Source organism: Streptomyces sp. NPDC045956 (assembly GCF_056430705.1).
In genome coordinates, this window is the sequence record NZ_JBWKKZ010000002.1 from 427,748 (window position 1) to 448,756 (window position 21,009).

22 protein-coding genes are annotated in these 21,009 nt (G+C 73.4%); 13 read left to right on the top strand and 9 right to left on the bottom strand.

Annotated elements, in window-relative coordinates:
- The first annotated feature begins 631 nt into the window (after positions 1 to 631).
- The 6 genes from AC07FV_RS07630 (at position 632) to AC07FV_RS07655 (ending at position 6,495) form a co-directional block, all read left to right on the top strand.
- The gene (locus AC07FV_RS07630) at positions 632 to 1,414 is read left to right on the top strand and encodes an ABC transporter ATP-binding protein (protein ID WP_383638373.1); all 783 of its coding nucleotides are present in this window, start codon (positions 632 to 634) and stop codon (positions 1,412 to 1,414) included.
- Positions 1,411 to 2,211 carry an ABC transporter ATP-binding protein gene (locus AC07FV_RS07635; protein WP_384697124.1) on the top strand — a complete coding sequence of 267 codons (801 nt, stop codon included), beginning with the start codon at positions 1,411 to 1,413 and terminating at the stop codon, positions 2,209 to 2,211. Before AC07FV_RS07630 ends, AC07FV_RS07635 begins: the two co-directional genes overlap by 4 nt.
- Positions 2,208 to 3,107, top strand: coding sequence for a branched-chain amino acid ABC transporter permease (locus tag AC07FV_RS07640; RefSeq protein WP_356604913.1), 900 nt, complete (start codon positions 2,208 to 2,210; stop codon positions 3,105 to 3,107). Before AC07FV_RS07635 ends, AC07FV_RS07640 begins: the two co-directional genes overlap by 4 nt.
- Complete coding sequence (locus AC07FV_RS07645; protein ID WP_479085409.1) at positions 3,100 to 4,248, top strand: branched-chain amino acid ABC transporter permease; 1,149 nt, start codon at positions 3,100 to 3,102, stop codon at positions 4,246 to 4,248. The genes AC07FV_RS07640 and AC07FV_RS07645 overlap by 8 nt, the downstream gene beginning before the upstream one ends.
- The gene (locus AC07FV_RS07650) at positions 4,245 to 5,528 is read left to right on the top strand and encodes an ABC transporter substrate-binding protein (RefSeq protein WP_479085411.1); all 1,284 of its coding nucleotides are present in this window, start codon (positions 4,245 to 4,247) and stop codon (positions 5,526 to 5,528) included. The genes AC07FV_RS07645 and AC07FV_RS07650 overlap by 4 nt, the downstream gene beginning before the upstream one ends.
- Positions 5,529 to 5,676: 148 nt before the next feature.
- Positions 5,677 to 6,495, top strand: a complete 819-nt coding sequence (locus AC07FV_RS07655) for an SAM-dependent methyltransferase (RefSeq protein WP_479085412.1) — start codon at positions 5,677 to 5,679, stop codon at positions 6,493 to 6,495.
- A gap of 85 nt (positions 6,496 to 6,580) precedes the next feature.
- Here AC07FV_RS07655 and AC07FV_RS07660 read toward each other — a convergent pair whose 3' ends face one another.
- Together AC07FV_RS07660 and AC07FV_RS07665 are read right to left on the bottom strand one after the other, a co-directional pair.
- Complete coding sequence (locus AC07FV_RS07660; RefSeq protein WP_479085413.1) at positions 6,581 to 7,501, bottom strand: helix-turn-helix domain-containing protein; 921 nt, start codon at positions 7,499 to 7,501, stop codon at positions 6,581 to 6,583.
- A gap of 145 nt (positions 7,502 to 7,646) precedes the next feature.
- A complete protein-coding gene (locus tag AC07FV_RS07665; protein ID WP_479085414.1) occupies positions 7,647 to 7,874 on the bottom strand; it encodes a DUF397 domain-containing protein in 228 nt (75 codons plus the stop codon).
- Positions 7,875 to 8,238: 364 nt separating this feature from the next.
- Between AC07FV_RS07665 and AC07FV_RS07670 the strand changes: the two genes are divergently transcribed.
- The 4 genes from AC07FV_RS07670 to AC07FV_RS07685 all read left to right on the top strand — a co-directional run bounded on the left by AC07FV_RS07670 (position 8,239) and on the right by AC07FV_RS07685 (position 11,610).
- Positions 8,239 to 8,637, top strand: a complete 399-nt coding sequence (locus tag AC07FV_RS07670; protein ID WP_479085416.1) for an ATP-binding protein — start codon at positions 8,239 to 8,241, stop codon at positions 8,635 to 8,637.
- A gap of 28 nt (positions 8,638 to 8,665) precedes the next feature.
- The gene (locus tag AC07FV_RS07675; RefSeq protein WP_479085417.1) at positions 8,666 to 9,211 is read left to right on the top strand and encodes a hypothetical protein; all 546 of its coding nucleotides are present in this window, start codon (positions 8,666 to 8,668) and stop codon (positions 9,209 to 9,211) included.
- Positions 9,212 to 9,361: 150 nt separating this feature from the next.
- Entirely contained in the window at positions 9,362 to 11,131 is a 1,770-nt protein-coding gene (locus tag AC07FV_RS07680; protein ID WP_479085418.1) for an ABC transporter ATP-binding protein, read from the top strand.
- 215 nt (positions 11,132 to 11,346) lie between these two features.
- On the top strand, positions 11,347 to 11,610 hold the full coding sequence (locus AC07FV_RS07685; protein ID WP_479085419.1) for a DUF5133 domain-containing protein: 264 nt from the start codon (positions 11,347 to 11,349) through the stop codon (positions 11,608 to 11,610).
- Between the two features lie 68 nt (positions 11,611 to 11,678).
- Here the strand turns inward: AC07FV_RS07685 and AC07FV_RS07690 are convergent, their stop codons facing one another.
- Positions 11,679 to 12,647 (bottom strand): GlxA family transcriptional regulator, encoded by a 969-nt coding sequence (locus tag AC07FV_RS07690; RefSeq protein ID WP_479085420.1) that lies wholly within the window; start codon positions 12,645 to 12,647, stop codon positions 11,679 to 11,681.
- A gap of 264 nt (positions 12,648 to 12,911) precedes the next feature.
- Here AC07FV_RS07690 and AC07FV_RS07695 point away from each other — a divergent pair, with 264 nt between their 5' ends.
- Both AC07FV_RS07695 and AC07FV_RS07700 read left to right on the top strand, forming a co-directional pair.
- Positions 12,912 to 13,409, top strand: a complete 498-nt coding sequence (locus tag AC07FV_RS07695; protein WP_479085422.1) for a hypothetical protein — start codon at positions 12,912 to 12,914, stop codon at positions 13,407 to 13,409.
- 108 nt (positions 13,410 to 13,517) lie between these two features.
- Positions 13,518 to 13,733: a hypothetical protein gene (locus AC07FV_RS07700; protein WP_383638411.1), complete on the top strand. Its 216-nt coding sequence runs from the start codon at positions 13,518 to 13,520 to the stop codon at positions 13,731 to 13,733.
- Positions 13,734 to 13,752: 19 nt separating this feature from the next.
- Here AC07FV_RS07700 and tgmB read toward each other — a convergent pair whose 3' ends face one another.
- From tgmB to AC07FV_RS07715, 3 genes are all read right to left on the bottom strand, one after another.
- Positions 13,753 to 14,748: an ATP-grasp ribosomal peptide maturase gene (gene tgmB, locus AC07FV_RS07705; protein WP_479085423.1), complete on the bottom strand. Its 996-nt coding sequence runs from the start codon at positions 14,746 to 14,748 to the stop codon at positions 13,753 to 13,755.
- A gap of 16 nt (positions 14,749 to 14,764) precedes the next feature.
- Positions 14,765 to 14,956, bottom strand: coding sequence for a putative ATP-grasp-modified RiPP (gene tgmA / locus AC07FV_RS07710; RefSeq protein WP_053141012.1), 192 nt, complete (start codon positions 14,954 to 14,956; stop codon positions 14,765 to 14,767).
- Between the two features lie 119 nt (positions 14,957 to 15,075).
- Positions 15,076 to 15,399 carry a YkvA family protein gene (locus AC07FV_RS07715; protein WP_356604887.1) on the bottom strand — a complete coding sequence of 108 codons (324 nt, stop codon included), beginning with the start codon at positions 15,397 to 15,399 and terminating at the stop codon, positions 15,076 to 15,078.
- A gap of 206 nt (positions 15,400 to 15,605) precedes the next feature.
- On the opposite strand from AC07FV_RS07715, the gene AC07FV_RS07720 reads away from it, so the two are divergent.
- A complete protein-coding gene (locus tag AC07FV_RS07720) occupies positions 15,606 to 17,183 on the top strand; it encodes a hypothetical protein (protein ID WP_479085424.1) in 1,578 nt (525 codons plus the stop codon).
- Positions 17,184 to 17,277: 94 nt separating this feature from the next.
- Here the strand turns inward: AC07FV_RS07720 and AC07FV_RS07725 are convergent, their stop codons facing one another.
- The 3 genes from AC07FV_RS07725 to AC07FV_RS07735 are packed head-to-tail and all read right to left on the bottom strand — an operon-like array spanning position 17,278 to position 20,984.
- Complete coding sequence (locus AC07FV_RS07725; protein ID WP_479085425.1) at positions 17,278 to 19,407, bottom strand: xanthine dehydrogenase family protein molybdopterin-binding subunit; 2,130 nt, start codon at positions 19,405 to 19,407, stop codon at positions 17,278 to 17,280.
- Between the two features lie 24 nt (positions 19,408 to 19,431).
- Positions 19,432 to 20,424 carry an FAD binding domain-containing protein gene (locus AC07FV_RS07730; protein ID WP_479085426.1) on the bottom strand — a complete coding sequence of 331 codons (993 nt, stop codon included), beginning with the start codon at positions 20,422 to 20,424 and terminating at the stop codon, positions 19,432 to 19,434.
- Positions 20,421 to 20,984 carry a (2Fe-2S)-binding protein gene (locus AC07FV_RS07735; protein ID WP_479085781.1) on the bottom strand — a complete coding sequence of 188 codons (564 nt, stop codon included), beginning with the start codon at positions 20,982 to 20,984 and terminating at the stop codon, positions 20,421 to 20,423. Before AC07FV_RS07735 ends, AC07FV_RS07730 begins: the two co-directional genes overlap by 4 nt.
- Positions 20,985 to 21,009: the final 25 nt, after the last annotated feature.

Consider the following 21,009-nt stretch of genomic DNA (forward strand, 5'->3'; position numbering starts at 1 on the left):
CCGCCCGCACAGGCGTCACCCACTCCTGAGCCCCGGCCCGCCCGGGCGCCCCGCCGGCGCTCGGGCGGGCACGGCAGCCCCCGCAGGAGTGCCCGGCGCCCGCCGGGCGTCCGTCCTGCCCGGACACCCGCCTGAGGGGACCCGGCATGCCCGGGCCCCGGCCCGCGGGGGACACGTCCCGCACGGGCCTCCCCACGAGGGGTCCCGGCCCGCCTCGCCCGGGCCCCGTCCCGCGGGGGACACGGCCCGCACGGGCCTCCCCACGAGGGCCCTCGGCATGCCCGGGCACTGTCCCGGCACCGACCCTCCACCCCCGCCCTCGCACCGCCTCCTCCCGACGCCCCGCACCACCCCGGGACCGGCCCGCGGCTCTCCACCCCACACCTTCCCCGCCCCCCGCACCCACACCTTCCCCGCCCCCGCACCCACACCTTCCCCACCCCCCGCCCAGGCACCCCCCGGGCACCGCCCCAGCGCCCGGCGCTGGGCATCCGCACAGACTCTCCCGTCCGCGACTGGGACGCCGCAGCGACCCGGGCCGCAGACCTGTACCCGCACCGGTCCGCGTGCTGTCGTGAGCTCTCCCTCACCCGTCACCGTGCCGTTCTCGGCACGGTCCCAAGGAGCCGCGATGCCCGCAGCACCACCGGACGGCGAGCCCGCGCTGCACGTCGAGAGCCTCGACGTGACGTACGGGCGCGCACTGTCCGCCCTCCGTTCCGTGTCCCTGACCGTCCCGCACGGCGGCGTCGTGGCGCTGCTCGGCGCCAACGGCGCCGGCAAGACGACGCTGCTGCGGGCCGTGTCGGGCACCCTGCGCCTGCACCGCGGCGCGATCACGGCCGGCCGCGTCCGCTACGGCGACACGGCCCTCGACGGCAGGGACCCGGTCGCCGCCGTACGGGCCGGCGTCGTCCAGGTACCCGAGGGCAGGCGGGTGTTCGCCGGACTCACCGTCGACGAGAACCTGCGCGCCGGCGGGCTGGGCCTCAACCGCCGCGCCCCGGCGCAGGTCAGCGAGGCGCGGGACCGCGTCTTCACCCTCTTCCCACGGCTGGCCGAACGCACCCGCCAGGCGGCCGGCCTGCTGTCCGGCGGCGAGCAGCAGATGCTGGCCATCGGCCGCGCCCTCATGGCCGCACCCCGTCTGCTCCTCCTCGACGAACCCTCCCTCGGGCTCGCCCCGCTCATGGTGGAGCGCATCGCCGAGGTCGTCCGCGAGATCAACACCCAGGGCACCGCCGTACTCCTCGTGGAACAGAACGCCGGCATGGCGCTGTCCCTCGCCGAGCACGCCTACGTCCTGGAGGTCGGTGAGATCGGCCTGTCCGGACCCGCCGGCGAACTCGCGCGGACGGACGCCGTACGCCGCCTCTACCTGGGCGAGGCCGCCGACGACCAGGGGGCCGCGTGACCACCGGTACCACCGCGCCGCCCACGCTCGAGGTCCGGGACGTGACCGTGCGCTTCGCCGGACTCGTCGCCCTCGACGACGTCTCGTTCACCGTCGCCCCGGGCACCCTGCACGCCGTCATCGGACCCAACGGCGCCGGCAAGTCCACCTGCTTCAACGTCCTGTCCGGCCTGTACCGGCCCACCACCGGGACCGTCCGGCTCGGCGACGCCGAACTGACCCGTCTCGCGCCGCACCGGATCGCGGCCCTCGGCGTGGCCCGCACCTTCCAGAACATCGTCACCACCCAGGGCACCGTCGCCGACAACCTGATGCTGGGACGCCACGCCCTGACCCGGGCCGGCTTCGCCGCCAGCGCCCTGCGTCTGCCGCACGCCGTGCGCGAACAGCGCGAACACCTCGCCAAAGCACGTGAGATCGCCGAACTCACCGGCCTCGGCGCCCATTTCGACACACCCGTCGCCCTGCTGTCCTACGGCGACCGCAAACGGGTCGAACTGGCCCGCGCCCTCTGTCTGGAGCCCCGTGTACTGCTGCTCGACGAACCCGTGGCCGGCATGAACGCCGCCGAACGCGTCCGGATGACCGAGGTCGTCCGCGAGATCCGTACCGAACTCGGCCTGTCCGTCGTGCTGGTCGAGCACGACATGGGCCTGGTCATGCGCCTCGCCGACGAGGTCACCGTCCTCGACTTCGGCAAGGCCATCGCGCACGGCACCCCCGACGAGGTCCGTCGCGACCCCGAGGTGCTGCGCGCCTACCTCGGCACCGGCACCACCGGGGAGGACGCGGCATGAGCGGCTTCCTCGACAACCTCCTCAACGGCCTCGCCCTGGGCTCCGTCTACGCCCTGATCGCCCTCGGCTTCGTCACCATCTTCAAGGCCTCCGGCGTGCTCAGCTTCCTCCACGGCTCGCTGCTGCTGCTGGGCGGCTACCTCGTCGCCGTCCTCCACGACGACATCGGCTTCGCCGGGGCGCTCGCCGTCGCGGTCCTGGTGACGGCCGCCGTCGCAGGCGCCCTGGACCGGCTGATCCTCCAGCGGGTCGGCGGGAACGACCCGCACGCCTCCCACGTGCAGACCATCGTCACCATCGGCATCGACATCGTCCTGGTCACCGACCTCGCCCGGCGCATCGGCGGCGACCTGCTGCCGCTCGGCGACCCCTGGGGCGACTCGGTGACCGACCTGGGCCCGGTGACCGTCGCCGACAGCCGCATCGCCGCGATCCTGGTGTCCGGCCTGGCCATCGCCGGAGCCTTCGCCCTCTTCCGGTTCACCCCCTGGGGCCTGTCGCTGCGCGCGGCGGCCGAGGACGGCGAGGCCGCGGCCCTCATGGGCGTACGGCTGACCCGCGTACGCACCGTCGCCTGGTGCCTGGCCGGCGGACTGGCCGCGCTCGCCGCGGTCTTCCTGGTCGCCTTCCCGGCACCCGGACTGGAGCGCACCACCGGGCAGATCGCCCTCAAGGCCTTCCCGGCCGCCATCCTCGGCGGCATGGCCTCACCGGTCGGCGCGCTGGTCGGCAGCATGCTGATCGGCCTCACCGAGGCCTTCGTCGCCGGCTACCAGTCCGAGCTGCACGTCCTCGGCGAGGGCTTCGGGGACGTCGCCCCGTACGCCGTGATGGTGCTGGTCCTCCTGGTGCGCCCCGCGGGACTCTTCGCGGCGAAGGGAGCGGCTCGTGTCTGAGCTTCTCAAGGGGAGCGCCCTCCTCAAGCGCGGCGGACTCCTGCTGCTGCCCGCCCTCCTCCTGTGCGGCCTGCCCTTCTACCTCGACGCCTTCTGGCTGCGCATCGGCCTGTTCTCCATGGCCGCGGCGATCGGCGCCGTCGGTCTCAGCCTGCTCAGCGGCACCGCGGGACAGCTCTCCCTCGGGCACGCCTTCTTCCTCGCCGTCGGCGCCTACGGCTACGTGTGGCTGGCGGGCGAACCGGGCCCGGGGCTGCCGCCGGCCGTCGCCGCCGTCCTCGCCGTGCTGCTCGCCGGCGCGGCGGGCGGTCTGTTCAGCCCCGTCGCCGGCCGGGTCAAGGGCGTGTACCTGGGCGTCGCCACGCTCGCCCTGGTCTTCCTCGGCCACCACGTCCTGCTCACCGCGGACTCCGTCACCGGCGGCTTCAACGGCCGCTCGGTGCCGCCGCTGGAGATCGGCGGGTTCACCTTCGCCGAGTCCGACCCGGAACTGACCGTGCTGGGCGTGCCGTTCGGTGCGGAGGAACGGCTCTGGTACCTGGGTCTGGCCCTGTTCGCCCTCACCTGGTTCACCGCGCGCGGACTGCTGCGCGGGCGCCCCGGGCGCGCCCTCGTGGCGGTGCGCGACAGCGAGACCGCGGCGTCCGTGATGGGCGTGCACGTGGCCCGGTACCGCTCCTCCGCCTTCGTCGTCTCCTCGATGTACGCGGGCCTCGCGGGCGTCCTGCTCGCGCTCTCCTTCCGCCGGGTCGTGCCCGACTACTTCTCCCTCCTCCTCTCCGTCGACTACCTCGCCATGATCGTCATCGGCGGCCTCGGCTCGGTGGCCGGAGCCACCGCGGGAGCCGTCTTCGTGACCGCGCTGCCGCTGCTGATGACGCGCTACGCCGACCAGTTGCCGCTGGTGGCGACGCCGGGCTCCGGAGGCGGCTCGATCGGGCCGACCGAGGCCTCCCGCTACCTCTACGGCGCGGCGATCGTCGTGATCCTGCTGTACGCCCCGGACGGCCTGCACGGACTGGCCCGGCGCACCCGCGCCCGCCTGCGCCGCACACCGCCCGTCCACGAGCCGCCCGGCACCGGGCCCTCGCCCCGACCCTCCACCGCCACCACCGCACGAGCCAAGGAGCACACCCCGTGAACGTCACGCACCCCAGAGCCCGCACCACCCGGACCGCCGCCCTGGCCGCGGCACTGGCCGCCGTGCTGCTCGCGGGCACCGCATGCAGCTCCAAGGCGGACGACGGCGGGAAGACCGACAACGCCGCCGACGGCGTCAAGGCCGGCCCCGGAGTCACCGAGAAGGCCATCAAGCTGGGCGCGCTGACCGACCTCACCGGCCCCTACGCCACCCTCGGCAAGAGCATCGTCCAGGCCCAGCAGATGTGGGCCGACGAGACCAACGCCGCGGGCGGCATCTGCGATCGCAAGGTCGAGATCGTCGTCAAGGACCACGGTTACGACGTGCAGAAGGCCGTCACCGCCTACGCCGACATCTCCTCGGACGTCGTCGCCCTGCCCCAGGTGATCGGTTCGCCGGTGGTCGCCGCGCTGCTCGACGACATCCAGCGCGACAACATGCTCACCTTCCCGCAGGCCTGGGCCGCCTCGCTGCTCGGCATGGACTCCGTGCAGGTCCTCGGCACCACCTACGACCTCGACATGATCGCCGCCGTCGACTTCCTCACCCGTTCCAAGAAGATCGCCAAGGGTGACACGATCGGCCACGTGTACTTCGAGGGGGACTACGGCACCAACGCGCTGGAGGGCTCCGAGTGGGCCGCCGAGCAGGCGGGGATCAAGGTGGCCGGGCAGAAGATCAAGGCCACCGACACGGACCTGACGGCCCAGGTGGCGGCCCTGAGCAAGGCCGGCGTCAAGGCGATCCTGATCAGCGCGGGCCCCGCGCAGACCGCCTCCCTCGCGGGTGTGGCCGCCGCCCGCGGGCTGACCGTGCCGATCGTCAGCAGCGCGCCCGGCTACTCCCCGCAGCTGATGAAGACGCCGGCCGCCAAGGCCCTGGAGGCCATGGTCCACGTGGTCAGCGCCGCACCGCCGGTCAGCTCGGACCTGCCGGGCGTCAAGAAGATGGTCGCCGCCTACGGCAAGAAGTTCCCCGGCGAGCCGGTCGACTCCGGCGTGCTCTCCGGGTACAACGCCGCCCAGCTCATGGGCGCGGACCTGAAGAAGGCCTGTGAGGGCGGCAGCCTCACCCGTGAGGACGTGGTGAAGGCGCACCGCTCGCAGAAGAACGCCGACACCGGCCTCGGCACCCCGCAGGACTTCACCAGCGTGAAGGCGCCGGCCAGCCGGTCCACCTACGTGATGAAGCCCTCCGCCAAGGCCGTCGGCGGCGTCGTGGGCGTGGAGGAGGCACACAAGGCGCCGGGCGTCGACGCGTACCTGGCCGACCGCGGCTGAAAGTACCTGAGTGGCCGTCAACTCGACTGCGTGACGGTCGTTTTGGCGGCCACTCGGGCCACCTGCTGGTTTCCCTGTCCATGGGGTCTCTAGGATGTACTCTCTGTCATGCCAGTCCAGTTGGCGCCCGTACGGAGCTGGGGGAACGATGCAGGCCGACAAGCAGCTGTCCACGGAGATCGACGCCAACGTGCCCACAGCCGCACGTATGTACGACTACTACCTGGGCGGCAAGGACAACTACGCGGCCGACCGGGCGGCGGTCGGGGAGCTCGACAAGGTCGTCCCCAGCACCCGCCGGCTGGCGCTCAACAACCGGCGCTTCCTCCAGCGTGTGGTCAGGACCCTCGTGCAGGACTACGGCATCCGCCAGTTCCTGGACCACGGGTCCGGCCTTCCCACGCAGGACAACGTGCACCAGGTCGCCCAGCGCGTCGACCCCGACGCGCGCGTCGTCTACGTCGACAACGACCCGATGGTGCTGGTCCACGGCCGGGCGCTGCTCGACCAGAACGACCGGACCGCCGTCATACACGCCGACATGCGGTCGACGGACGAGATCTTCTCCCACCCCGACACCCAGCGCCTGATCGACTTCTCGGAGCCGGTCGCCGTGCTCTTCAACTCGGTCTTCCACTGCATACCCGACAGCGACACCGACGGCCCCCAGGCGGTCATCAAGCGGGTCACCGATCGGCTGATACCCGGCAGTTACGCGGTGATGTGCCAGTTGGTCAGCGAGAAGGCCGAGGTGCGGGAGTTCGTCACGGACTTCATGAACCAGGCCACGCAGGGGCACTGGGGACGGGTTCGCGAACCCAGGGACGTCGAGGCGTACTTCGAGGGCATGGACGTCCTGGAGCCGGGCCTGGTGGAGGTCTCCACCTGGCGCCCGGACAGCGAGGTGGCGCCGCGCCAGCTCACCGACGAGTGGATCGAGTTCGGCGGCCTGGGACGCATACGCTAGCGCGGAGGACGGTCCCGGGGAGACGCCGAGGGCCGCGCGCGATGCGTGCGGCCCCTGGTCCCTGCCCTTCGGTCCTGCCTCGCCGTCACTCCTCGGCGTAGCGCTCCGCCATCGTCCGGCGGAGCATCTCCAGCGACTCGCGCGGCGTCAGCGCCTCGTCGGCCAGACGGTCCAGCGCCACCCGGTACTCCTCGGTCTCGTCGAGATCCTCGAGGAAGTTGGCGCTCCTGATGTGCTCCAGGTACACCACGTCGGGCAGGTCCGTGCCGCCGAAGCGCAGGTAGGTGACGGGGATCGCGGGCGCCGACGCGTTCGTCACGTCCAGCGGCACGATCTGCAGCGTCACATGAGGCTGTCCGGCCATCTCGACCAGGTGCGCGAGCTGCTCGCGCATGACGTCGCGGCTGCCCAGCACGCGCAGCAGCACGGACTCGTCGATGATCGCCCACAGCTGCGGTGCGTCGCCGCGCCGCAGCAGCTCCGCGCGGCGCATGCGCAGTTCGACGCGCCGCCGGACCTCGCCCGCCGGCGCGTTCGGCAGCCCCCGCTCGACCACGGCCCGGGTGTACCCGGCCGTCTGGAGCAGGCCGGGGACGTACTGGATCTCGAAGGTCCGGATGGTCGCCGCGGCCTCCTGGAGACCGACCAGGCGGTCGAACCACTCGGGCATCAGGCGCTTGTCGTACCGCTGCCACCAGCCCGGCTCGCCGGCCCGCTGCACCAGCTTGAGCAGGACCGAGGCCTCGTAGTCGTCGGTGCCGTACCGCTCCAGCAGCGCACGGACGTCGGTCTCCGTCGGGGGCCTGCGGCTCTTGCCCGACTCGATGCGCGAGAGCTTGGCCGCGCTGAACCCGAGTTCGCGCGCCGCTTGGTCCTGGGAGAGGCCGGCGTCCTCACGGAAACCCGCCAGCTGGACACCGACCAGCATCTTCAGCAGGGTCGGAGCGGGCTCGACCCGGTCCAGGTACGGTTCGAGACGGGAGATGCGATGCGACGCGGCGGACATCCTGGCTCCCAGCAGACAGGCAGACTTGAGGATCCACACTATCTCATCCGGGTTATGCCCACCGCATCGGCCTCTGGGAAATGGGTAGTTGGGCTCCGCTCGGCGGCCGGGCCCGCCGGCCCCGGCGGTCGTGCGACCACCCGTCTCACACCAGGTGGTCGAACTCGCCGTCCTTCGCCCCGGCCAGAAAGGCGGCCACCTCTCCGGAGGTGTAGACGAGGGCGGGTCCGTCCGGGTCACGGGAGTTGCGCATCGCGATGCCCCCGTCCACGAGGGCGACCTCGACGCAGTTGCCCTCGGCGTTGCTGTGCCGACTCTTCATCCAGCAGGCGTCCAACGAGCTGGCCTGCACTCCGTTGCGCACTGATGGCACCGCGATCTCCTTGCCGTTCGGGGGAGCGGGCGAACCGAGTCCCGTCGGTCCCCGAACGCTCCCAACCGATTTTTTTCGCGCAATTTCTCGTGCAATTGCACGCGATCACTGTCAGCGTGGATAATAGCCGTGGCGTCAACCCCTTGGTGGGCGCCCCGTTCTGACGTCGCATCAGGGAGATGCCGTGTCGTCACCTGCGCATCCAACGCTCCGGTCACCCGGTGAGTCCGTGCCGGAGGCGGGCGCGACGAGTGGGTTCGGCGGGCTCCCCCACGTGCCGCGACCGGCCGCCGGCCGCCAGGACTGGCCGTGCCCGGCCTCTCACCCGCCGCGGCACGCGCAGGGCTGCGGGCCCGTCTCCGCGGTGCTGCGCATCGCGTGCAGCGCGGAGGGCTTCGCGCGGGCCCGGGTCTTCACCCGGGACACGTTGCAGGGCTGGTCCCTCGGCCGGTACGCCGACGACGCCGTCCTGGTGATCACCGAACTCGCCGCCAACGCCGTGTCGCACGCGGTGCCGTCCGCGGCGGCCGGAGCCCCGGAGATCCGGCTGGGACTCGCCGTGGGCCCCCACCACCTGATGCTCACCGTCTCCGACCCCGGGGACAACGCGCCCGTCCTCGCCCCGTCCGGCGACTCGGCACTCGAGGAGCACGGACGCGGCCTGTGCATCGTCGACGCCCTCGCCGAGGAGTGGGGCTGGACCCCGCGTCCCCCGGCGGGCAAGACCGTCTGGGCCAAGTTGTCGACCCGCACCCCCACCTGACCCGACTGCCGCGGAAGGGCCCCACACCATGCGCAGCGCTCCGACACCCGAGCCGAGCACCCAGCGCACCGACCCTGCGAAGCCACCGTCCGGCCCGCCCCGCACCGCCCCCCTCGCCGGACTGGACGGGGTGCCCTGGACCGACATCCAGGACTCCAGCGGTTCGGCCGCCGCCATTCCGCGGTTGCTGCGCAAGGTCGCCTCGGGAGACCCCGACACCGCCCGCGCCGCCCTCGACGATCTGCGGAAACGCATCTGCCAGTACGGCTTCGTCGTGGAGCAGGCGACCGCCGCCACCGTGCCCTTCCTCTGGGAGCTGGCGCAGTGGCCGCAGGTGAACTGCCGGGCGCAGATCATCCAGCTGCTCAAGAACATCGCCGACGCCCGGCAGTGGGAGACCACCGCCACCGCCTATCCCAAGCTGCTCAACCACCGTGAGAATCCGGTGGCCTGGGAGCGTGCGGCACGGCAGGCCGTCCGGGCCCGCCGGGGCGAGCTGGCGCGACTGCTCGTCGAGGGGGACAGCGAGATCAAGCGCGCCACCACCGAGCTGGCCCGCACCCTCGGAGACTGAGGCCCGCGCCCTCCACGGGGGAGACGGCGCGGGCCTCCCCTCCGGCCACGTCCCGACCTCCGGGACGGTGTGGCGCCCGCGGTGGTGAACGGGTAGGAAAGCGCGAGGAGAAAGCGCTTGCCCCACTCGGTCACCAGGAGGACCACGCCGATGGCGTCGCCGCCCGAAAAACCGCTCGACCACCGCTACCGCGGCGAACACCCGATACGCACGCTCGTCTACCTGTTCCGAGCCGACCGCCACCGCCTGGCCGGGGCGGTGGCGGTCTTCACCGTCAAGCACAGCCCCGTCTGGCTGCTGCCCCTGATCACCGCGACGATCATCGACACCGTCGTCCAGCACGGGCCGGTCGGCGACCTGTGGACCAGCACCGGGATCATCATGTTCATCCTGGTCGTCAACTACCCGCTGCACCTGCTCTACGTCCGCCTCCTGTACGGCAGCGTGCGCCGCATGGGTACCGCCCTGCGCTCCGCCCTGTGCACGCGGATGCAGCAGCTCTCCATCGGCTACCACTCACGCGTCAGCGCCGGCGTCCTGCAGGCCAAGGTGGTGCGGGACGTGGAGACGGTGGAACAGATGGTGCAGCAGACCGCGGAGACGGGTCTCGGCGCGCTGACCGTGCTCACCGGCGGCCTGGTCATCATCGCCGTGCGCACCCCGGAGTTCCTGCCCGTCTTCCTCGTCGTCGTCCCGGCCGCCTCGATCCTCGTGGCCCGCCTCCGCGCCCGGCTGCGCTCCCACAACGAGCACTTCCGCCACGAGGTGGAGGCCCTGTCCTCCCGGGTCACGGAGATGACCCGGCTCATCCCGGTCACCCGCGCCCACGGCCTGGAGGGCAAGGCGCTGCGCCGCATGGACGGCACCCTGGACCGCCTGCTCACCTCCGGGATGCGCCTCGACCTGGTCAACGGCCGCTTCGGATCGCTGTCCTGGGTCGTGCTCAACGTGGTCGGCGTCCTGGTCCTCGCGGGCGCCGCGCTGATCTCGTACCACGGTGTCTGGGGCGTGACCGCGGGCGACGTCGTCATGCTCAGTGCCTTCCTGACCACCCTCACCAACTCCACGACGACGTTGGCGGGGCTGGCCCCCGTCATCACCAAGGGCCTGGAGTCCGTCCGCTCGGTCGGTGAGGTGCTCCAGGCACCCGAACTCGAGGACAACGAGGGCAAGGCGGAACTCACCTCGCTGCGCGGCGCCGTCACCTTCCAGGGCGTCGGGCACGTCTTCGAGACCGACGGGCGGGCCGCGGTGAGCGACTTCACCCTGGCCGTGGAGCCCGGCGAGACCATCGCGCTGGTCGGCGCCTCCGGGGCGGGCAAGTCGACCGTGCTCAACCTGGTCATCGGCTTCCTGCGGCCCACCTCGGGCCGGCTGCTGCTCGACGGCGCCGACATGAACACCCTGGACCTGCGCACCTACCGGCGGTTCGTCTCGGTGGTGCCGCAGGAGTCGATCCTGTTCGACGGCACGATCCGGGAGAACGTCGCCTACGGCATGGACGAGGCCGACGAGGAGACGGTGCGCCGGGCCCTGCGGGACGCGAACGCGCTGGAGTTCGTCGACCGGCTGCCGCAGGGGCTGGACACCCTGGTGGGGGAGCACGGCGCCCGGCTGTCCGGCGGACAGCGCCAGCGGCTGGCCATCGCCCGCGCCCTCATCCGCGACCCCCGGGTGCTGATCCTGGACGAGGCGACGTCGGCGCTGGACACGCGCTCCGAGGCGCTGGTCCAGCAGGCGCTGGCCCGGCTGCTGCGCGGGCGCACCACGTTCGTCGTCGCGCACCGGTTGTCCACCGTGCGGGGCGCGGACCGGATCGTGGTGATGGCCGACGGGCGGATACGGGAGACCGGCACCCACGAGGAACTCCTCAGCAGAGGAGGGGCGTACGCGGCCCTGCACAGCGGACAGGTGGCCTGAATGCCCCGTCGGTGTTCCGGGCGGCACTTCGAGCGGTGCTCCGGTCGGTGCTTTGGTCGGTGTTCTGTCCGGTTTCCGCCGGATCTTCGGCGGGCCGCGACGAAGGCCGGACAGGAATCGACTGGTTCTGGTCAATTGAGGCCAGGTGCGTGCATGGTGTGAATGTTTCGGCCGGGTTCGGGCATACGCAGCGAAAATCGAGAGAGGGGCGCTTCGTGCTCGAACCGGACCCGAGGGTCGTCAGGGAGTTGCTGACGCGGTACGCGTCGTTGCGGATCGCTCAGGCGGAGAGGGAGAGGCCGGCGACGGCGCGCGAACTGGCGGACGTCAGCTACACCCTGTGCGTGATGACGGCGACGACCAGCATCCAGGAGGCGGTGGCCAAGGCCGACGCACTGCTGCTCGCCAAGGGACGGACACCGGAACCGGCCCGCGCGGCGGACCCGGACGAGGAGAGCGGCCTGTCACTGGCCGTGTGACACCGCCGTACCCGGGGCCCGCCCCCGGGACCGGGCCCCGAGCGCCGGCCCGGTCCGCGGGGCGGGCCCTACGCGCTGTCCGCGGCGGCGACCGGCTTCCCGTGGAAGGCCGCGCGGTAGGCGTAGGGAGTCGTCCCGACCACCCGGCGGAAACGCTCCCGGAAGGCCGTGGGGGAGCCGAAGCCGGCCTGGCGGGCGATCCGTTCGATCGAGTGGTCGCCGTTCTCCAGCAGGTACTGGGCCCGCCGAACCCGGGCCCGCAGCAGCCACTGGAGCGGGGTCGTGCCCGTCTGCTCGCGGAATCGCCGGCTGAAGGTGCGCTCGCTCAGGCCCGCGCGCGCCGCCATGGCCTTCAGGGTGACCTCCCCGGCCAGGTTGTCCTCGATCCAGCGCAGCAGGGGCTCCATCTCCGAGCCCCGGGGCACGGGTGGTTGCTCGTGCACGATGAACTGGGCCTGTCCGCCCTCCCGTTCCAGCGGCACGACACACATCCGGGCGGCGTGCGCGGCGACGGCCGACCCCAGGTCGCGGCGGATCATGTGCAGGCACATGTCCAGGCCGGCGGCGGCCCCCGCCGAGGTCAGGATCTGCCCGTTGTCGACGTAGAGCACGTCCGGCAGCACCTCGACGCGTGGATGGCGGCGGGCCAGCTCGGCCGCGGCGATCCAGTGGGTGGTCGCCCGCAGCCCGTCCAGCAGCCCCGCCTCGGCGAGGACGAACGCGCCCACGCACACCGACGCGATCCGCGTGCCGGCGCCCGCCGCCCGGCGCAGCGCGTCGAGGACGGGTGCGGAGGGCGGGCCGGACTCCTCCGAGCGGCCCGGCACGATGATGGTGTCGGCGGTCTCCAACGCCTCCAGGCCCAGGTCGACGCGGAGGGAGAGGCCCTCCGTGCGCACCTCGGGGGACTCCGCGCAGAGCCGGACCCGGTAGGGGCGGCGCCCGTCCGGCAGCCGCGTCCAGTCGAAGGTCTGCATGGGTGCCGCCATGTCGAACGGCACCACGTCGTCGAGGACCAGGATCGCCACCGTGTGCATGACGACACCCTAGGCGGGTTCCCGCCGGGCGCAGAAGCCCGCGTCGGCCGGTGTCCGCCGCCCGCCCGCCGGACACCCCCAGGTCAGGGCGCTGGCGAGAACCCGTTGGAAGCTGTCGTTTCAGCCACTGTGCGCTCACCCGCCGGTTTCCTACCGTGGCTCTCGGCGGTGCCGCGTACCTCGCGGAACGGGTGCCGCGTCGCCGGCCGACGCCTGCCGTCCGCGCGGCGAACCCACCGATCCAGCCCTCCGGAGCTTCCACCGATGACCAAGATCCTGCTGTCCCTCCACGTCCTGGCCGCGATCATCGCCGTCGGCCCCGTCACCGTCGCGGCCAGCATGTTCCCACCGGCGGTCCGGCGGGCGGCCGTGGCTCTGCCCGGCGGGAACGGCGGCGGGGACGCGGGGGGCAGCGGCGGCGCGGACACGGGCACCGTACGGCTGCTGCACCGCATCTGCCGCGTCTACGCCGGTCTCGGCATCGCCGTGCCGGTCCTCGGCATCGCCACAGCGGCGGCGATGGGCGTCCTCACGGACGCGTGGCTCATCACGTCCCTCGTACTGACCGCCGGGGCCGCCGGCCTCCTGGTCGCCTTCGTCCTGCCCCGGCAGGAGGACCTCCTGGAGCAACTGGCCGACCGGCGGCCCGTCGAGCGGTCCGGCACGGCCCGGCTCGCCATGTTCACCGGCCTGTTCAACCTGCTGTGGGCCACGGTGACGGTTCTCATGGTCGTCCGGCCCGGCTCCACGACCGGCGCCTGAGCCGCTGTCACGCCTTGGGGGGAATGCGCACGACCGGGATGGCGGGCGCCTAGACTGCTCAGTCGCGCCTCCGTACGGGGGCGGACGACACGAAAGGCGCGTTGACGGGTGTTCCAGGATTCCCCCATCTACGACCGACTCGTCGCCGAATGCGGTGACATCCCCGCGCAGGTGCGCAGGGAGGCCGAGCGCGTGAGCAGGGAACTGGAGGTTGTCATGCGCCCGCTGCTCTCCCACGGCCACCTGCCCGGCCCCGAACGGCAGGCATCCCCGGGCGCCGGATGGCAGCGCACCGCGCTGCTGCCCGGCCCGCGCCCGCACTGACGGGCGAACGCGGGGGACCTCACCCGAAGACCGTCGCGCCCGGACCTCCCGGGCCGCCCGTGTCGGCGGGGTCCTGCGACGCGGGACGGGCCAGCCAGTCGGCGATGGCGCGGGCGATCGGCTGACCCGTGTCCACCTCGACGAAACCGAACTGCCCCGACTGGTTGCACTCCAGGAACCACCAGGTCCCGTCGCCGTCCTCGGCGAAGTCGAGGGCGCCGTAGGCGAGTCCCGCCTCCCTCAGATAGGCGCGGACCGCCTCGGCCACGCGCGGCGGCACCTCGGCCGGGCGCCACGGCTCGTGGGACGCCGCGAAACGGACGTCCACCTCGTCCGGGTCCCGGCCCGCGAGGTTCGTCTTCCGAGCGGCCAGCAGCTCGTCGCCGACGGCGGTGAGACGGATGTCGGCACGCTTGGCCACCCGGCGCTGGAGCAACGTCGGGCCGAGCGCGACGGCGGAGAAGTCGGCCTCGGGCGGGACCCGGCTGGTCGGCACCGCGAGGGGCGGATCCTGCGGATGGGTGCCGGAGACGGGCTTGACCACCAGGTCCGGGTAGCGCTCGGCGAACTCACGGGCGGCCCGCGGGAACGTCGTGATCAGCGTCGCCGGCACGGGCAGGCCGCAGCGCTGCGCCAGACGCAGCTGCCAGGGTTTGTACCGGGCCCGGTGGGCCGCGTCCGGCTGGTTCATCCAGCGCGCCCCGCAGTCGCGGAGCATCCCGTAGAGCGCCTGCCCGGCCTCCTCCGTCAGCCACGCGGAGGGCTCCGCGGCCCGGGTGGCGGCGCCGCCCGGCCGGCGCACCCAGACGGACCGCAGCCCGCCGATGCTCACCAGCCGGCCCCCCGAGGACAGGTGCCCCCGGAAGGACCCGTGCGCGAACTCACCGGACAGCGCCACGGAGTCCGTCAGATCGGCTGGGTCCAGGCGGACCACCGGCACCCCCGCCGCGTTGAGGTGCACGACCACCATGTCCGCGGTGACGTCCTCTTCACAGGTCAGGATCAACACGGTCATTCGCGACAGCCCGTGTTCAGTCGTCGAAATGAGTCTTCGACCCCGCGGTGGAGGTCGTGGTCCCCAGCTCTCTCAGCAGCGCGTGGTCACAGGCGGCCGCCCGCCCGTCCAGGAGCACGTTCAACTGAAGCCCGGAGTCGTAGACGTACGGAGTGGTGGCTTCCAACTCCACTGCGGGCCGTGCGTAGTTGAGCGCGAACGGTTGCATCGTCTCTCCCTAGTCGGTGCTGCGCCGATCAGGCGACGGCCTCTGCGCGCCGTCGCCTGGTCCGCCGACTTCCTTCGGCTTCCAGAGACTTATACGAATCGAACGGGTGAATGGTTTCCTTACGCAGCGTAGTCATGGGGCCCGGTGGTCCCCCGCTGCCGGTCCGCGGCCCCCCGCCGTCCGCCGAGGGAACCGCGCGCGGAGCGCAGGGCGAGCAGCAGTACGCCGATGTCGTCCAGGTACACCGGATCGGGCACCAGGTCCGTCGGAAGCACCAGATAGAGGACGGCGCCCCAGAAGACCCACCGCGGGCCGGTGGGAAGGCCGGCCCGCCTGAGTTCCCGTCGGGTGCGCACCAGGCGCACCAGCACGCCGACCGCCACCGCGAGCACGATCACCGCCAGCAGCACCGCCGCGGTGACCACCACTGTGGTCGTATCCACCCCGCCCCTCCTTATGGTGCGCGGCACGCACCCCGCTTCACGGATTCCCGCTCGGGGCGCCGACAAGTCCCCGGGAACGCGTCCCTCATCCCGGTGGCCCACTCCGGTGGCGGATCGCCGGGCACGTGCCTAGAAATGGTCAGCACACAGCGCGTGTCGCATGTCGGGGACGCAGGGCGGCCGCACCCCCACCACACGGAGAGATCATGACCACCGGCTCTTCATCACCCCGTTCGCCCGAGTACGCCATATCCGCCGGGGACCTGCCCACCGGGGAGACGACCACCGGCACCGGCACACACCCGCTGCGCCCGGCGGACACGCGGGCCGGCGCGGACCCGGCAGCCACCCACGCCTCGCCCGCCCGCTCACCCGTCTCCTACGCCCCCGTCTCCTACGCCTCCGTGTCGCACGACCTCCTCGCGCGGAGCCCCGTGGCGCACGACCCCGCCACCCACGACCGCCTCTCCCACGAGCCCGTCCCGCACGAGCCCCTCACCCACGACGGCGCCCACCGCGAGCCCCCGCCGAGGGAGGCCGCCACGGGACCGGCGCCCCACGGGACCGCTCCCCGGGAAGGCGTGTCCCTGCCGCGGGACCCGTCGATCGAGGACCTCTTCCCCCTCGACGGCGCCGACCACGAGGAAGCGGAGCACGAGTACGGCGACCCCGTGGGCGACCTGGTGCGCGCGGCCGTGGCCGACCGGCCGCTGGAGGAGGTCGTCGACCTGATCACGATGCTGGAGCAGTCACCCCGGTACGCGCAGGCCACCATCGACGCGCTCCGGGCGGTCGGCGTGAACCGTTCCGTCGAGGACGTGACCCGGCTGGTCGGCCTGCTGACCCGGCCGCCGCGCGACCCGAACTGCGCGGACGAGGCGATCCGGGCCGCGGCCGAGTGCCGCTCGGTGGAGGACGTGACCCGGCTGATGGAGATGCTGCACCGCACGCCCCTGGAACCGCACTGCGGACAGGAGGCCGTGCGGGCCGCCGCCACCGGCCGGCCCGTGGAGGAACTGGTCCAGCTGATCGGACAGCTGGCCGCGGACGGACGTGTCCGCCCCGACCGCCCCGACGCCCGGCATCTGAGGGCGGCCCTTGAGGGGGCGGGCGAGGACGACGGGCCGGAGTCCGCCGCCCGCACCGCGGGGCCGGCCGGCGTTCCCGGCGCCGACCGCCGTGGCCGGGGACGCCGGAAGGGACCGCGCCTGACCCGTCGCGGACACGACCGCGAAGGGCGCCGTGTGCCGCGTGAGGGAGACCGAGAGCGGGACCGCCCCGCGCGCGAGGGAGACCGCGAGCGGGAGAGCGCGCCGCGTGACCGCGACCGTGGGCGGGACCGCGCCGTGCGCAGGGCTGCCCGGGGCCCGGTCTGGCCGGCCTGGCTGACCGTCGCCGTCCTCGCCGGCTGCGGCGTGGCCTACTTCCCGCTGCACCAGAAGGACGCCTCCGCGCCGGTCTACGCCGTCGCCCTCGGACTGTCGGCGCTCTGCCTGGTGCTGGCGCTGCTGCTGACCCTCCGGCCGGCCGTACCGCTGCTCGCCGCGGCGGTCGTGGTCCCGGCGGCACTCGCGGTGGCCAAGCTCTACGGCAGCGCGACCCCCTCGGCCCGGGTCGCGGAGGTCGTCGACCTCACGCTGGCACCGATCTGGATCGCCGTCGCCGTCGCCGTACTGGCGTCCCTCGTCGCGCTGACGGCGCTCTGCGCACGGGTGGCGTCCCAGGCGCCCGTGCGGTTCCGGCCGGCCCCCCGGGTGGCCGGCGCGAGCCGGGCCGCGGACTGACCGACCGCACCCGCACACCCCGAGGCCCGCGCCGGGACGCCCGGCGCGGGCCTCGGGCAGCCGCCTCCGCCCGCTTCGCGCCCCCGGTCCGCGCTCAGGCGCCCAGCATGCCCGCGGGGTGCTCGTGTTCGAGCAGGCCGGTGAGCACCCGGTCCGGGGTGAGCGGGAGTTCCCGGAAGCGGATGCCGGTCGCGTGGTGCACGGCGTTGCCGACCGCGGCCGCCGAGCCGACGATGCCGATCTCCCCGATCCCCTTGCTGCCCATGGGGTTGAGCCGGGTGTCGTCCTCGTCGACCCAGTGCGCCTCCAGGGCGGCGACGTCCGCGTGCGCGGGCACGTGGTAGGAGGCCAGGTCGGACTCGGTGAAGTCGCCGAACGCCGGGTCCATCGTGCTGTGCTCGGTCAACGCCATGCCCAGGCCCATCGTCATGCCCCCGATGAACTGGGACCGCGCGGTGCGGGCGTTGAGGATGCGCCCCGCGGCGAAGACACCCAGCAGCCGCGTCACGCGTACCTCGCCGGTGACCGTGTCGACGGTGACCTCCGCGAAGTGCGCCCCGAACGCGTGACGTGCGAAGGGGCTCTCGGCGTCGGCGGTGCCCGAGGTGTCGGCGTCGGCGGCGATCCCCTCGTCGGGCAGCGGGCCCGTGTGCCCGGCCAGGCGGTCGGTCAGCCGGACGCACGCCTCGTGCACGGCCCAGCCCCAGGAGGCGGTGCCGGAGGACCCGCCGGCCATGGGCGCGAAACCGATGTCGCTGTCGGCGATGTCGATCCGGACCCGGTCCAGCGGGACGCCGAGGGCGTCGGCCGCGATCTGCGCGCAGACCGTACGGGCGCCCGTGCCGATGTCGGTCGCGTTGACGCGGACCCGGAAGCCGCCGTCGGGCAGGGCGTGCGCCCGCGCGGCGCACGGCGACACCAGCACCGGGTAGGTGGCCGCGGCCACCCCGGTGCCGATCAGCAGGGGCCCGGCGGCGCGCGAGCCGGGACGGGGGTCGCGGCCCTCCCAGCCGAAGAGGCGGGCGCCCTCGCGCAGACACGCCACCAGGTTCCTGCTGCTGAAGGGCTTGCCGCTGTCCGGCTCGGTCTCCGGCTCGTTGCGGATCCGCAGCTCCACCGGGTCGAGGCCGACTTCACAGGCGAGTTCGTCCACCGCCGACTCGAGCGCGTACATGCCCGGGCACTCGCCCGGGGCGCGCATCCAGGACGGGGTGGGCACGTCCAGCCGGGCCACGCGGTGGAGGGTGCGCAGCGCGGGGGAGGCGTACATCACGCGCGCGGGGACCGCCGCCTGCTCCACGAACTCCTTCACCCGGGAGGTGTAGGTGGTCACTTCGTGGGCGACGGAGGTGAACCGACCGTCGGAGTCGGCCCCCAGGCGCAGCCGGTGCAGGGTCGGTGCGCGGTGGCCGACCACGGCGGCCAGGAGGCGGCGCGGCAGCGCGACCGTGACCGGACGGCCGGTCTCGCGGGCCGCCATCGCGGCCAGCACCACGTCGGGGCGGGGCGTGCCCTTCGACCCGAAGCCGCCGCCCACGTGCTCGGCGAGGACCGTGATGCGTTCCTCGGGCAGCTCGAACATCCTGGCCAGTTCCGCGCGCACGGCGCTGGTGCCCTGGCTGGAGGAGTGCACCGTCAGCCGGTCGCCGTCCCACCGCGCCGTGCTGCTGTGCGGCTCCATCGGGTGGTTGTGCAGGGGCGGCACCCGGTACTCGACGTCCACCCGGGTGCCCGACGAGGCGAAGGCGCCGTCCGGGTCGCCGTGTTCGGTGACGGCCGGGAACCCGCCGTTGGCCGAGTCGGGAACGTACGCCTCCGGGTGCGAGGCGGTGAGGGTCACGTCGTGGTCCTCCGCCTCGTAGGTGATCCGGACGGCGGCGGCCCCGGCCCGGGCCGCCTCCAGCGTCTCGGCCACCACCAGACCCACGAACCAGCCCCGGTGCGGGACCCGCGGGTCCTGGAGCACGGCCAGGACGGAATCCTCCGGCTGCGCGAGCCGGGGCGCGTTCTCGTGCGTGAGCACCGCGAGCACGCCGGGCAGGGCGAGCGCGGCGGCCGCGTCGACGCCGGACACCCGGCCCCGCGCCACCGCCGCCGGCACGGGCCAGGCCTGGGCGCGGCCGGGTTCGTCGTACTCGGCGGCGTACCGGGCGGTGCCGGTGACCTTCTCCCGCCCTTCGCGCCGCTCCACCGGAGCGCCCAGGACGGTATCGGTGCCGGACATGGAGTCCTCCTCGTGGCGCATGGTTCAGGTCGTGGCCGGCGGAGCGAGCCGGCCCAGTACGTCCAGGGCCAGGCGACGGGCCAGCGGCACCTTGTAGGCGTTGTCCCGCAGGGGCTCGGCGGCGGCCAGCTCCAGACCGACGGCGTGCTCGAACGCCGCTGCCGTGGGCGCCGCGCCCAGCAGCGCGTCCTCGGCCCGCCGGGCGCGCCAGGGCCGGTGCGCGAGCGCACCGAAGGCGATGCCGACCCGGTCCACCACCCCGTCCGCGGTGTGCAGGACGACGGCGACGGAGGCCAGCGCGAAGGCGTACGACGCCCGGTCGCGGGCCTTGCGGTAGGCCGAGGGCAGCCCGGCGGTGGCGGCCGGCAGGACCACGCCGGTGATCAGCTCGCCGGGGAGGATCTCGGTGTCCCGCTCGGGCTGCGAGCCCGGCAGGCGGTGGAAGTCGGCGGCGGGCACGCTCCGGGCGCCCTCGGGCCCCCGCAGCTCCACGCGTGCGTCGAGGGCGGCGAGCGCCACCGCCATGTCGGAGGGGTGCGTGGCCACGCACTGCTCGGAGTGCCCGAGCACCGCGTGGTCGCGGTGCACGCCCTCCAGCGCGCCGCAACCGGTACCGGGCTCCCGTTTGTTGCACGGCTTGGACAGGTCCTGGAAGTAGGGGCAGCGGGTGCGCTGGAGCAGGTTGCCGCCCGTGGTGGCGGCGTTGCGGAGCTGTCCGGAGGCACCCGCCAGCAACGCCTGCGAGAGGGCGGGCCAGCGGTCGCGGACGGTGGGGTGGGCCGCGAGGTCGCTGTTGCGGACCGTCGCGCCGACGCGCAGCGAACCGTCGGGCAGTTCCTCCACCGCGTCGAGCGGCAGCCGGGAGACGTCGACGAGGGCGGCGGGCGTCTCGACGCCCAGCTTCATCAGGTCGACGAGGTTGGTGCCCCCGCCGAGGTATCGCGCGCCGGGGTGGGCGGCGAAGGCCTCGGTGGCCTCCTCGACGCTGCCGGCCCGCACGTAGGCGAAGGGCTTCATCGGATCACGTCCTCGACCGCGTCGGCGATGCGGGGATACGCGCCGCACCGGCACAGGTTGCCGCTCAGCCGCTCCCGGATCTCGTCCCGTCCCAGCGCGACGGGCTCGCCGGAGGGCGCCCCCGGATCGGTGACGTGCGACGGGTGCCCGGCCTCGGCCTCGGCGAGCACGCCGACCGCCGAGCAGATCTGGCCCGGGGTGCAGTACCCGCACTGGAAGGCGTCGCGCTCCAGGAACGCGCGCTGCACCGGATGCAGTTCTCCGCCGTCCCCGGCGAGGCCCTCGACGGTGGTGACCTCGCTGCCCTCCAGGGCGACGGCGAGCAGCAGGCAGCTGTTGACGCGCCGCCCGTCCACGAGGACCGTGCAGGCGCCGCACTGTCCGTGGTCGCAGCCCTTCTTCGCGCCCGTCAGCCCGAGATCCTCGCGCAGCAGGTCCAGCAGGACCCTGCGGTGGTCGACGGTGAGGGTGTGCGGTTCGCCGTTGACGCGGAGCGTGGTCCGCGATCGCGACGGCTGCGGTGGGGAGGCGTGGGCATTCTCCTCGTACTGGCTGTCCATGGCGTCGATGACCTTCCGGGGCGGG

Coding starts and splice junctions, on each gene's coding strand:
- AC07FV_RS07630 (WP_383638373.1), top strand. CDS start 632: ATGCCCGCAGCACCACCGGACGGCGAGCCCGCGCTGCACGTCGAGAGC.
- AC07FV_RS07640 (WP_356604913.1), top strand. CDS start 2,208: ATGAGCGGCTTCCTCGACAACCTCCTCAACGGCCTCGCCCTGGGCTCC.
- AC07FV_RS07655 (WP_479085412.1), top strand. CDS start 5,677: ATGCAGGCCGACAAGCAGCTGTCCACGGAGATCGACGCCAACGTGCCC.
- AC07FV_RS07660 (WP_479085413.1), bottom strand. CDS start 7,501: ATGTCCGCCGCGTCGCATCGCATCTCCCGTCTCGAACCGTACCTGGAC.
- AC07FV_RS07675 (WP_479085417.1), top strand. CDS start 8,666: ATGCGCAGCGCTCCGACACCCGAGCCGAGCACCCAGCGCACCGACCCT.
- AC07FV_RS07680 (WP_479085418.1), top strand. CDS start 9,362: ATGGCGTCGCCGCCCGAAAAACCGCTCGACCACCGCTACCGCGGCGAA.
- AC07FV_RS07690 (WP_479085420.1), bottom strand. CDS start 12,647: ATGCACACGGTGGCGATCCTGGTCCTCGACGACGTGGTGCCGTTCGAC.
- AC07FV_RS07695 (WP_479085422.1), top strand. CDS start 12,912: ATGACCAAGATCCTGCTGTCCCTCCACGTCCTGGCCGCGATCATCGCC.
- tgmB (WP_479085423.1), bottom strand. CDS start 14,748: ATGACCGTGTTGATCCTGACCTGTGAAGAGGACGTCACCGCGGACATG.
- tgmA (WP_053141012.1), bottom strand. CDS start 14,956: ATGCAACCGTTCGCGCTCAACTACGCACGGCCCGCAGTGGAGTTGGAA.
- AC07FV_RS07720 (WP_479085424.1), top strand. CDS start 15,606: ATGACCACCGGCTCTTCATCACCCCGTTCGCCCGAGTACGCCATATCC.
- AC07FV_RS07725 (WP_479085425.1), bottom strand. CDS start 19,407: ATGTCCGGCACCGATACCGTCCTGGGCGCTCCGGTGGAGCGGCGCGAA.
- AC07FV_RS07730 (WP_479085426.1), bottom strand. CDS start 20,424: ATGAAGCCCTTCGCCTACGTGCGGGCCGGCAGCGTCGAGGAGGCCACC.
- AC07FV_RS07735 (WP_479085781.1), bottom strand. CDS start 20,984: ATGGACAGCCAGTACGAGGAGAATGCCCACGCCTCCCCACCGCAGCCG.